Below are 10,581 nucleotides of genomic sequence, written 5' to 3' on the forward strand. Positions count from 1 at the left end.
GTCGGCCCGCGCGCCCGCGCGCGTCGCCTCCAGCCGCTCCGCCGCGCGCGCCACGCCGCCCCGGGCCCGCGCCAGGCCCTCCTCGGCGCGCGCCTCGGCGCGCTCGCGCACCTTCACCAGCCGATCCAGCCGCGTCCGGGCCAAGCCGCCCCTCCACTCCCCCGCCGGCCCCGCCTTGCACGCCACGGGCCCCCCGCGCCGCGACGGTCCCGTGGCGCGCCCCGCTGGCGCGACGCTTGCGAAGGCGCCGGGCGGGAGACGCGAACATGGCGGACGGCATCTACGTGAGCATGTGCGGCGCGGTGGCCCGGGCGGAGCAGCTCGACGCCGTCGCCGACAACCTCGCCAACGCGCAGACGCCGGGCTTCAAGGCGGCGCGCCCCGCCTTCGAGAGCTTCCTCGCGCCCGGCGCGGCCCAGGACAAGCGCTACGCCGCCGCGGTCGCCACCGGGATCGACCTGCGCCCCGGCCCGACCCAGCGGACCGGCAACGCGCTCGACGTGGTGCCGGAGGCGGGGCTGTTCCTGACCGTGCGCACCGCCGGCGGCGCCGCCGCGTACACGCGCGACGGCCGGCTGACGCTGGACGCCGGCGGGCGTCTCGTCTCTGACGGCCGGCCGGTGCTCTCGGCCCGCGGCGAGCCCATCGTCCTCCCGCCCGACCTCGAGGCGCAGGTGGACGCCGCCGGGCGCGTGTGGGCCGGCGACGTGGAGGTCGCCGCGCTCGGCCTGGCCCGGCTGGACGGCCCGGTGGACCGGGTCGGCCCCTCCCTGCTCGCGCCGGGCGCCGGCGGGCGGGCGCTGCCGGCAGAGGGCGCGGTGCGCAGCGGCGAGCTCGAGCTCGGCAACGCCGGCGCCCTGGAGGCGTCGATCCAGCTCGTCTCGGCCCAGCGCGCCTACGAGGCCTCGCTGCAGGCCATCCAGACGTACCGGCAGCTCGACCAGCGCGCCGTCGAGGTGGCGCGCGTGAAGTGAAAGGACCCCCCGTGCTCCGCTCGCTCTACACCGCCGCCACCGGCATGGAAGCCCAGCAGCTCCGGATGGACGTCATCGCCAACAACCTCGCCAACACCGGCACCACCGGCTTCAAGCGGCAGCGGGCCGAGTTCGAGGACCTGCTCTCCGAGACGCTCCACGGCGCCGAGGCGCCCGACCCCCGCGGCGGCACCGCGCCCGCCGCGCTGCAGGTCGGCCTGGGCGTGCGCACCGGCTCCACCGTCCGCAACTTCGGCCAGGGCGAGCTGCTCACCACCGGCAACGCGCTCGACCTCGCCGTCGAGGGCGACGGCTTCTTCCGCGTGCAGCGCCCGGACGGCTCGCTCGCCTACACGCGCGCCGGGAACTTCCGGGTGGACGCGGCCGGCCGGCTGGTCACCGCGCGCGGCGAGGTGGTGGAGCCGGAGATCACCTTCCCGCCCGAGACGACGCGCGTGACGGTGGACGCCGACGGCACCGTGCGCGCGCAGGTCGCCGGGCGGGAGGCGCCGCAGGAGCTGGGGCGGCTCGAGCTCTGCACCTTCCCGAACCCGGGCGGCCTGGAGGCGGCGGGCGGGAACCTGCTCCTCCAGACCGCCGCGAGCGGCGAGGCGGTGGAGGCCCGCCCCGGCGAGCAGGGCGCGGGCACGCTCGCCCAGGGCTTCCTCGAGGGCGCCAACGTGAAGGCGGTCGAGGAGATGATCGACATGATCGCCACCCAGCGCGCCTACGAGCTCAACTCGCGCGTGGTCCAGACCGCCGACCAGATGCTGCAGCGCCTCACCTCGCTGCGCTGCAGCCCCGCCATGCCCGCCCTCGGCCTCGCCGCCGCGCTCCTCGCCGCCCTCGGCGCCCCGCCCCCGGCCGCCTCGGCCGAGGCCGCGGTGGCCTCGGCGCTCGCGCCCGACGGCGCCCGGGCGCACGTCGAGGCGCTCCGCGGCGGGTCGCCCGGCTGCGCGCCCGGCGGGTACCGCGCGCTGCGGCCGGTGCAGGCCTCGGGCGAGATCCCGCTGGAGGTGGACGGGCGCGACGGCGCCGGCCGGCCCTGCCGCGCCTTCGCCTGGGCCGCGGTGCGCGTCACCGGGCCGGCCCTCCGGACGACGCGCGCGCTCCGCGGCGGCGAGCCGATCGCCGGCGCGGTCGAGCCCGCCGAGGCGGAGCGCGTGCCCGGGCGCGCCCCGCTGGCCGACCTCCCCCCCGGCGCGCGCGCCGCCCGCGCCCTCGCCGCCGGCGCGCTGCTCGCCGCGGCCGACGTCCGCGCCGGGCCGGCGCCCGGCGAGCCGGTGGAGGTGGTGGTCCGCTCCGGCGGCCTGGAGATCACCCGCGCGGCCCGCGCCGTCCCGTGCGTGCGCGGCCACGCCTGCGCCCTCCTCCCCGGCGGCCGCCGCGTGGAGGGCCGGCTGCAGGACGGCCGGATCCTGGTGGAGGTCCCGTGAGCGCGCTCACCCGCATCGCCCTCGCCGTGGCGGCCTTCGCCGGGCTGGTCCTGGCGCTGTCCGCCTGCGGCCCGGCCCACGTGGCCGGCTACGTGCCGAAGCGCCGCGACTACGCCGTGCCGGGCGCCTCCGGGCAGGAGGCGCAGGCCGCCACGGCCGGCTCGATCTGGCGCGAGGGGCGCGCCGCGTCGATGCTCTACACCGACGCCCGCGCGCTCCGCGAGAACGACCTGGTGGTGGTCCGGATCGAGGAGATCGCCGACGCGAAGCGCTCGGCCGACACCGATCTCACGCGGCGCAGCGAGCTGAACGCGTCCATCGAGGCGTTCCTCTCCTCCCTGAGCAAGCCGTACGCGCTGAAGGGCGGCGCGGACACCGGGTTCCAGGGGCTCGGCTCCACCGCGCGCACCGAGCGGCTCACCGCCACCGTGCCGGCGGTGGTCCGCAAGGTCCTGCCCAACGGCAACCTGTTCATCGAGGGGCACCGCGTGGTGCTGGTGAACGCCGAGGAGCAGCACTTCTACATCTCCGGCGTGGTGCGGCCGATCGACATCGACCAGGAGAACGGCGTGAAGTCCTCGATGGTCGCCGACGCCGAGATCGAGTTCACCGGCCGCGGCGTGCTCTCCGACAACCAGCGCCAGGGCTGGCTCTCCCGCCTCCTCGGCTGGTTCTGGCCGTTCTGAGCCCCGCCATGCCCGCGCGCCCGACCTCCGCCGCCCTCGCCCTCGCCCTCGCCGCCGCGCTCGCCGCGCCGGCCCCCGCCGCCGCCGCGCGCGTGAAGGAGCTCGCCGACGTGGTGGGCGTCCGCGAGAACGCGCTGTACGGCTACGGCCTGGTGGTGGGCCTGGCCGGCACCGGCGACTCCGAGCGCGTGCTGTTCACGCAGCAGTCGGTGGCGGGCATGCTCGGGCGCCTCGGCATCCGGATCGATCCGAAGGACGTCCGCTCGCGCAACGTCGCCGCGGTGATGGTCACCGCGCGGCTGCCGCCGTTCGCGCGGCCCGGGACCCGGATCGACGTGGCGGTCGCCTCGATGGGCAACGCGCGCTCGCTCGCGGGCGGGCTGCTGCTCGTGACGCCGCTCTCCGGCGGCGACGGCAAGGTCTACGCGGTCGGCCAGGGCCCGGTGCAGGTGGCCGGCTACGACGCGGGCGCCGGCGGCGCCGAGCTGCGCAAGAACACGCCCACCTCCGGGCGCGTGGCGGGCGGCGCCACGGTGGAGCGCGCGGTGGACTTCGCGCTGGGCCAGGCGCCGCTGGTGCTCGCGCTGCGCCGGCCCGATCTCACCACCGCCACCCGCGTCGCCGCGGCGGTGAACGCGAAGCTCGGCGCCGGCACCGCCCGCGCGCTCGATCCGGCCGCGGTGGAGCTCTCGCCCCCGGCGGCGCGCAGGGACGAAGCGGTGGGCTTCCTGGCCGAGGTCGAGCTGCTGGAGGTCGAGGCCGACCAGCGGGCCCGGGTGGTGGTGTCGGAGCGCACCGGGACGGTGGTGGCCGGCGAGGGGGTGCGGCTGCGCCCGGTGGCCGTGGCGCACGGCGGCCTCCAGGTGCGCGTGCAGCGCGACCCGGCGGTCTCGCAGCCCGCGCCGTTCGGCGCCGGCCGCACCGTGGAGTCCACGCGCGACCGCGCCGCCGCCGCCGAGGCCGCGGGGGGCGTGGTGGCGCTGCCCGCCGCCGCCTCGGTCGAGGACCTCGCCCGCGCGCTCGACCTGCTCGGCGCGAGCCCGCGGGATCTGGTGGCCGTGCTGGAGGCGATCCGCGCCGCGGGCGCGCTCGACGCCGACCTCGAGGTGCTCGAGTGATCGCGCCCGCCGCCGGGGCCGCGCCCGCCGCGGATCCGCGCCTGCGGGAGGCCGCGCAGGCGCTGGAGGCCATGCTGCTCCGCGAGATCGTGCGGACGAGCGGCGCGTTCCGGGGCGGCGAGGGCGCCGGCGCCGGGGTCCGCGCCGACCTGTTCGCCGACGCGCTCTCCGACGCGGTGGCGCGCTCGGGGGGCATCGGGCTCGCCGGCGAGATCACCCGATCGCTGGGCGGCGGCGATCCCGGGCCCGCCCCCCTGGCCGGCCCGGCCGCGCCGCCGCGCACCGCGACCGTGGCGCCCGGCGCGCTCGCGCCGCCGCTGCCGGGGCGGATCACCAGCGCGTTCGGCCCGCGCGCCGATCCCTTCACCGGCGCCGCCGCGCGCCACGACGGCGTGGACGTCGCCGCGCCGGAGGGCACGCCGGTGCGCGCCCCCGCGGCCGGGGTGGTGGTCCGCGCCGGACCGCGCGGCGGGTACGGCAACGCGGTCGAGGTGGACCACGGCGGCGGCCTCGTGACGCTGTACGGCCACGCCGCGGAGGTGCGCGTCCGCCCGGGCCAGGTGGTGGCCGCGGGCGAGGAGCTGGCGCGCGTCGGCAGCACCGGCCGCTCCACCGGGCCGCACCTCCACTTCGAGGTCCGGATGGCCGGCCGCGCGATCGACCCGGCGCGAGCCCTCAAGATCTACGCGCGGCGTGCCGATGAGAGCGGCAGGAGCGGACCGTGAGCAGGAGGTCTCCATGAAGGTCAACGATGCCGCAGAGATCCGTCGCGTCGAGGCAGGCCGCGCCGCGGGGTCGCAGCGCACCCGGGAGCCGGGTGCGCCGGCGGCCGACCGGGTGTCGACCGAGTCGCTGGCGCGCCTCGAGGCCGCCGCGGCCGCCGCCCGGGGCGGCGCGGCAAAGGACCGGGCCGTGCGGCTGGAGGCCATCGAGGCGGCGGTGAGGCAGGGCACGTTCCGGCCGGATCCGCAGCGCATCGCGCAGCGGATCCTCGACGACGCCGAGCTGACCGCGCGGCTGCGGGCGCTGCTCCAGGGGTGAGGCGCCCGATGGACGACGTCCTCGCCGCCGCCGCCGCGCTGCGCGACGCGCTCCGCGCCGAGGCGGCCCGCGCCGCCGCGGTGCCCGAGGCGCTGCGCGCGCTCGACGCCCCCCGCATCCTCGACGGCGCGAGCGCCCGCGCCGGCTTCAACGCGCAGGTGGCGGCGCTGCAGGAGCGGCTCGCGGCGGCGCTGGCTCGCGCCGCCCCCGGCGGCGAGGCGACGCTGGCCCGGCTGCGGGCGCGGGCGCCCCGCGCGGCGGACGCGCTGGGGGCCCTGCTCGCCGAGGTGCGCGCGCTCGCCACCGAGATCGCGGAGCGCGACCGGCTCAACCTCGCGCTGGCGGCGCGGGCGCGCGCCTGCGTCCAGGGCTACCTCGCCGCGCTCTGCCCCTGCCCCGCCGCCTACGACCGGCGCGGCGCGCCCGCGGGCGCCGCCCGCCGCCGCTGAGGAGCGACCCCGTGGCCGACCTGCTGAGCATCCTCTCCTCCAGCGCCGCCAGCCTCGCGGCGCAGCGCGCCGCCGCCGCGACCGCCTCGCACAACCTGCAGAACGCCAACACCCCCGGGTACGCCCGCCAGCGCGCGGTGCTCACCACCGTCCTCCCCGCCCAGCAGGCCGGCGGGGCCTGGATCGGCCGCGGCGCGGCGCTGGCGCAGGTGACGCAGGCGCGAGACCGCTTCCTCGAGGCGCAGCTCCCCGCCGCGCAGGGGCGGTCGGCCCGCTCCGCCGCGGCGTCCTCGCTCCTGGAGGCGGTCCAGGTGCTGGACCCCGAGGCCGAGGGCGGCCCGGCCGACGCGCTCGGCGGCCTCTACGCTGCCCTCACCGAGCTGTCGCAGGCGCCCTCCGATCCCGGCCTCCGCCAGGCGGCCGTCGCGGCCGCCCGCACGCTCGCGCTCTCGCTCAACCGCGCGCGCCAGGGGCTGGAGGACGCGCGCGCCGGCGCCGACGCGCGCATCGCCGCCGGACTGTCCGAGGCGAACGCCCTCGCCGCCGAGGTGGCCGCGCTGAACCGCGACATCCGCGCGGCGCGCGCCGCCGGCGCCGGGGAGCCGAACGACCTGCTCGACGCGCGCCAGCGCTCCGTGGACCGGCTCGCCGCGCTCACCGGCGCGGTGCCGGCCGCGACGAGCGAGGGCGACGTCTCGCTGCTCCTGCCCGGCGGCGCCGCCCTGGTCGCCGGCCTCCGTGCCGCCACGCTGCTCCCGCAGCCCGGCCCGGACGGCCACCTCTCCGTGCAGCTCGCCATCGGCGGCACCTCCGCGGACGCCCCGCCCGGCGGCGAGCTCGGCGGGCTGGTGGACGCGTCGTCCGGCCCGCTGAAGGACGCGATCACCGCGCTCGACCAGCTCGCCTGGGCGGTCGGCAACCAGCTCAACGCCGCGCACCGCGCCGGCTACGGGCTCGACGGCTCCACCGGGCTGGACCTGCTGGACGTGGGCACCACCTCCGCCGGCGCGGCCCGGCGCATCGCCGTGGCGGGCGCGGTGGCGGCGGATCCCTCGCGGCTCGCCACCGCCACCGCCGCCGGCCAGCCCGGCGACGCCGGCAACGTCCTCGCGCTGCTCGCCACCTCGACCGCGCGGATCGCGAGCGGCCAGGGCTCGGACCTGCTGGCCGGCGTCGACGCCACCGGCGCGCTCGCGCGGATCACCGGCGCGTTCGGCGCCGCCGCGCGGGGCCTGGCCGCGTCCGCCGCCCAGGACGCGGGCATGGCCGACCACCTCGCCGCGATGCGCGAGTCGGCCAGCGGCGTCTCGGTGGACGAGGAGCTGCTGGAGATGGAGAAGGCGCAGCGCGCCTACGAGGCGATCTCGAAGGTGATCCAGGCCTCGTCGGAGATGTTCGACACCCTGCTGAAGCTGGAGTAGCCGCGATGCGCGTGACCGACCGGATGACCTTCGACCGCGCCGCCCGGGAGGGCGGCCAGGCCCGCGCGCGGCTCGACCGCGCGGTGGCGCAGGCGTCGAGCGGCGTGCGCGTGGTCCACCCCGGGGACGACCCGGGGGCCGCCTCCCGCGTCGCCGCGGAGCGGGTGAAGGCGCGGCGCATGGAGGCGGTCGCCACCGCCACCGGCCGCGCCTCGGACGAGCTCGCCGCGGTGGACGCGGCGCTGGGCGAGGTGGCGAACGGGCTGGCCCGGGCACAGGAGCTCGCCGCGAAGTTCGCGAGCGCCCCGTACGACGCGGCCCAGCGGGCCACCGGCGCCCGGGAGGTGCGCGGCCTCCTCGCCTCGGCGGTGGCCAGCCTCGGGGTGAAGGTCGGCAACCGGTACCTGCTGGGCGGGTTCCGGGACGGCGCGCCGCCGTTCGACGCGAGCGGCGCGTACCTGGGCGACGCCGGGGTGCGCGAAGTGGAGCTCGCCCCCGGGGTGCGGCAGCCGGCCGGCGTCCGCGCCGACGTGGCCATCGCCGGCGCGGGCGGCGGCGTGGACGTGCTCGCGACGCTGGCCGCGCTGGCGTCGGCGCTCGACGCCGACGACCCGGAGGCGATCCGCGCCACCCTCTCCCCGCTGGCGCGCGGGACCGACCAGCTCTCCTCCGCCCGCGGCGCCGCCGGGGCCGCCATGGCCGCGCTCGACGCCGCCACCCGGGCCGGCCAGGCGGCCCGCGACGACGCGCGCGCGGCCATCGGGAAGCTGGCCGACGCCGACCCCATCGCCGCCGCCAGCGAGCTGGCGCTGGCGCAGCGCGCGCTGGACGCGGCGCTCACCGCCACCGCCAAGGGGTTCCAGCTCACCCTGCTCGACCGGCTGCGGTGAGCGCGGGCGCCGGCCGGCCTTATCGCCGGCCGCCGGCGCGCCGATGCGGAGGGTGAGGGCGACCAGACCGATCGCCCCGCCACACCGACAAGGAGAACCACGGATGTCCCTCTCGATCCGGACGAACATCGCCTCGCTCAACGCGCAGCGAAACATGTCCAACACCCAGAACACGCTCGACTCGTCCATGTCGCGCCTGTCCTCGGGCTACCGCATCACCAAGGCCGGCGACGACGCCGCCGGCCTCGGCATCAGCACCAAGCTCGAGGCGCAGATCCGCAGCTACAACCAGGCCGTGCGCAACGCGAACGACGGCCTCTCGGTGATCCAGACGTCCGAGGCCGCGCTCAACGAGACCTCGAACATCCTCACCCGCCTCCGCGAGCTGGCCATGCAGGCGGCCTCGGACGGCATCGGCGACAAGGAGCGCGCCTACGTCCAGGCGGAGGCCGACCAGCTCACCGGCGAGATCGACCGCATCGCCAACGTGACGAAGTACAACGGCACCGCGCTGCTGAGCGGCACGGCCACCTCGCTGAACTTCCAGGTGGGCGTGGAGAAGGACACGGCGAGCAACGACCAGATCTCCTTCTCGACGCTCGACGCCACCGCCGCCAGCCTGGGCCTGGACGCGACCACCCTGGACTTCACCACCGGCACCACCGCCCGGGACGCCCTGTCGTCGATCGACGCGGCCATCGAGACCGTCTCGAAGAACCGCGCCGACCTGGGCGCGGTCGGCAACCGGTTCCAGAGCGCCATCAACAACATCCAGTCGTTCTCCGAGGCGCTCTCGGCCGCGAACAGCCGCATCCGCGACGTGGACGTGGCCGAGGAGACCTCGCGCCTCGCCCGCGCCAACATCCTCCAGCAGGCGGGCGTCTCGGTGCTCGCCCAGGCGAACCAGATGCCGCAGCTCGCCCTGAAGCTGCTCGGGTGATCTCGCGGTGAACTTCCCGCGCCGCCCCCCGGCCACGCGCCGGGGGGCGGCCGGAGGCCTTCATGGACGCATCGTTCCGCGCGGGCGGTCTCGCCTCGGGGATGGACACCAACGCCATCGTCGACCAGCTCGTCAAGCTGGAGTCGCGGCCGCTCGACCAGCTCCGGCAGCGGCAGGCCGCGTTCCGCACGCAGATCTCGGCGCTGGGCGACGTCATCTCCAGCCTGTCCACCCTCGCCGCCGCCGCCGCCGACCTCGGCGACCACGGCGTCCTCTCCACGCAGGTGCGCTCCGGCCCCAAGGCGTTCTCGGCCGCGCCGGGCTCGGACGCCATCGCCGGCAGCTACCGGGTGGCGGTGACGGCGCTCGCGCAGCCGGCCAAGTGGCGCTCGGCCGCGTTCGCCCCCGGCGCCGGGGTGGCCGGCGGGACCCTCCGGCTCACCGTGCAGGGCGCGGCCATCCCCCCCATCGCCGTCGCGGACGGCGCCAGCCTCGCCGACGTGGCCTACGCCATCCGGCAGAGCGGCGCCCCGGTGTCCGCGGTGGTGCTCGACGACGGCACCTCGTCCTGGCTCTCCGTCACCGCCCGCGACACCGGCCACCCGCTCGGCGGGACACCCGCGGACGCGCTGTCCATCGCCTTCACCGCCGACGCCGGCGCCGCCGGCCAGGCGCCCGGCCTCGCCGAGGTCCAGGCCGCGCGCAACGCACAGGTGCAGGTGGACGGTCTGACGTTCACCCGGACCGGCAACGTGATCGCGGACGCGCTGCCCGGGGTGACGCTCACGCTCGGCGCCGAGGGCGGCCCGGCGGAGGACCTGGTGCTCGGGACCGACGCGGACGGCACCCAGGCGCGGCTGCAGAAGCTGGTGGACGCCTACAACGGCGCGATGCGGCTGGTGCAGCGCCACCTCGCGGTCGCGAAGGACTCCGACCGCGCCACCACCCTGGCCGGCGACTCCACGCTGCGCTCGCTCCAGGCCCGGCTCCAGCGCGTGCTGGTGACCGAGGTGCCCGGCCTGGCCGGCGTGCGCACGCTCGCGGACCTCGGCGTGAAGACCGCGCGCGACGGCAGCCTCTCCGTCGACGCCGCCACGCTCGCCTCGGCGCTCTCGCGCGACCCCGCCGCGGTGAACGCGCTGTTCTCGACCCCGGGCACCGGGCTCGCGGCCGTGGTGAGGTCGCTCGTGACGGACCACACCCGCGCCGGCGACGGCGCGCTGGTGCTCCGGCAGGAGGGGCTGGGCCGCACGGTGAAGGACCTCGACGGCCAGGCCGCCGCGCTGCAGCTCCGCATCGACGCCTTCCAGCAGAACCTGATCCGGCAGTTCACCGCGATGGAGAACACCGTCAGCGGCCTCAAGTCGATCGGCAACTTCCTCGCCAGCCAGACCGCCCAGCCGCGGAACGGGAGCGGATCGTGACCGCCTGCCTCGCCGGGCCCGGCCCGGGCCCCAGCCCCGCCGACCCGGGCGCCCACCTCCGCCGCGCCGTCGCGCTGATGCGCACCGGCGCCGCCGCCCTGGAGGCGCGCCGGCCCGCCGACGCGGTCCGCGCCCTGGGCGCGGCGGTGGACCACCTGGTCTCGGTGCGCCTCGCCGCGCTCGCGCCCGGTGCGGGGCACGC

General features: G+C 78.2%; 11 protein-coding genes and 1 pseudogene. All 12 read left to right on the top strand.

Annotation, left to right across the window (positions count from 1 at the left end):
• The first annotated feature begins 266 nt into the window (after positions 1-266).
• Positions 267-974 carry a flagellar hook basal-body protein gene (locus tag PSR1_RS17760; protein ID WP_059438785.1) on the top strand — a complete coding sequence of 236 codons (708 nt, stop codon included), beginning with the start codon at positions 267-269 and terminating at the stop codon, positions 972-974.
• A gap of 11 nt (positions 975-985) precedes the next feature.
• A complete protein-coding gene (flgG, locus tag PSR1_RS24655; protein WP_237758115.1) occupies positions 986-2,410 on the top strand; it encodes a flagellar basal-body rod protein FlgG in 1,425 nt (474 codons plus the stop codon).
• Positions 2,407-3,096 carry a flagellar basal body L-ring protein FlgH gene (locus PSR1_RS17775; protein WP_059438786.1) on the top strand — a complete coding sequence of 230 codons (690 nt, stop codon included), beginning with the start codon at positions 2,407-2,409 and terminating at the stop codon, positions 3,094-3,096. Before flgG ends, PSR1_RS17775 begins: the two co-directional genes overlap by 4 nt.
• An 8-nt stretch (positions 3,097-3,104) precedes the next feature.
• Positions 3,105-4,214 carry a flagellar basal body P-ring protein FlgI gene (locus tag PSR1_RS17780; RefSeq protein WP_059438787.1) on the top strand — a complete coding sequence of 370 codons (1,110 nt, stop codon included), beginning with the start codon at positions 3,105-3,107 and terminating at the stop codon, positions 4,212-4,214.
• Positions 4,211-4,939 (top strand): M23 family metallopeptidase, encoded by a 729-nt coding sequence (locus tag PSR1_RS17785; RefSeq protein ID WP_059438788.1) that lies wholly within the window; start codon positions 4,211-4,213, stop codon positions 4,937-4,939. The genes PSR1_RS17780 and PSR1_RS17785 overlap by 4 nt, the downstream gene beginning before the upstream one ends.
• A gap of 13 nt (positions 4,940-4,952) precedes the next feature.
• A complete protein-coding gene (locus PSR1_RS17790) occupies positions 4,953-5,255 on the top strand; it encodes a flagellar biosynthesis anti-sigma factor FlgM (protein WP_059438789.1) in 303 nt (100 codons plus the stop codon).
• A gap of 8 nt (positions 5,256-5,263) precedes the next feature.
• Positions 5,264-5,704 (top strand): hypothetical protein, encoded by a 441-nt coding sequence (locus tag PSR1_RS17795; RefSeq protein ID WP_059438790.1) that lies wholly within the window; start codon positions 5,264-5,266, stop codon positions 5,702-5,704.
• Positions 5,705-5,715: 11 nt separating this feature from the next.
• Complete coding sequence (gene flgK, locus PSR1_RS17800) at positions 5,716-7,125, top strand: flagellar hook-associated protein FlgK (RefSeq protein WP_059438791.1); 1,410 nt, start codon at positions 5,716-5,718, stop codon at positions 7,123-7,125.
• A gap of 5 nt (positions 7,126-7,130) precedes the next feature.
• Positions 7,131-8,015, top strand: a complete 885-nt coding sequence (locus PSR1_RS17805; RefSeq protein WP_059438792.1) for a flagellar biosynthesis protein FlgL — start codon at positions 7,131-7,133, stop codon at positions 8,013-8,015.
• 103 nt (positions 8,016-8,118) lie between these two features.
• Positions 8,119-8,955 (top strand): flagellin, encoded by an 837-nt coding sequence (locus PSR1_RS17810; RefSeq protein WP_059438793.1) that lies wholly within the window; start codon positions 8,119-8,121, stop codon positions 8,953-8,955.
• A 62-nt stretch (positions 8,956-9,017) separates the two neighbouring features.
• Positions 9,018-10,379, top strand: a complete 1,362-nt coding sequence (gene fliD / locus PSR1_RS17815) for a flagellar filament capping protein FliD (protein WP_059438794.1) — start codon at positions 9,018-9,020, stop codon at positions 10,377-10,379.
• Positions 10,376-10,581 (top strand): annotated as a pseudogene (locus PSR1_RS17820) (hypothetical protein); the annotation flags it as partial. The gene fliD and the pseudogene PSR1_RS17820, both read left to right, overlap by 4 nt.

Source organism: Anaeromyxobacter sp. PSR-1 (assembly GCF_000964525.1).
Classification (GTDB): Bacteria; Myxococcota; Myxococcia; order Myxococcales; family Anaeromyxobacteraceae; genus Anaeromyxobacter.

What these genes read in the sequence shown, in the direction of transcription:
- PSR1_RS17760 (WP_059438785.1), top strand. Translation starts at nt 267, where the DNA reads ATGGCGGACGGCATCTACGTGAGCATGTGCGGCGCGGTGGCCCGGGCG.
- PSR1_RS17780 (WP_059438787.1), top strand. Translation starts at nt 3,105, where the DNA reads ATGCCCGCGCGCCCGACCTCCGCCGCCCTCGCCCTCGCCCTCGCCGCC.
- PSR1_RS17790 (WP_059438789.1), top strand. Translation starts at nt 4,953, where the DNA reads ATGAAGGTCAACGATGCCGCAGAGATCCGTCGCGTCGAGGCAGGCCGC.
- PSR1_RS17795 (WP_059438790.1), top strand. Translation starts at nt 5,264, where the DNA reads ATGGACGACGTCCTCGCCGCCGCCGCCGCGCTGCGCGACGCGCTCCGC.
- PSR1_RS17805 (WP_059438792.1), top strand. Translation starts at nt 7,131, where the DNA reads ATGCGCGTGACCGACCGGATGACCTTCGACCGCGCCGCCCGGGAGGGC.
- PSR1_RS17810 (WP_059438793.1), top strand. Translation starts at nt 8,119, where the DNA reads ATGTCCCTCTCGATCCGGACGAACATCGCCTCGCTCAACGCGCAGCGA.
- fliD (WP_059438794.1), top strand. Translation starts at nt 9,018, where the DNA reads ATGGACGCATCGTTCCGCGCGGGCGGTCTCGCCTCGGGGATGGACACC.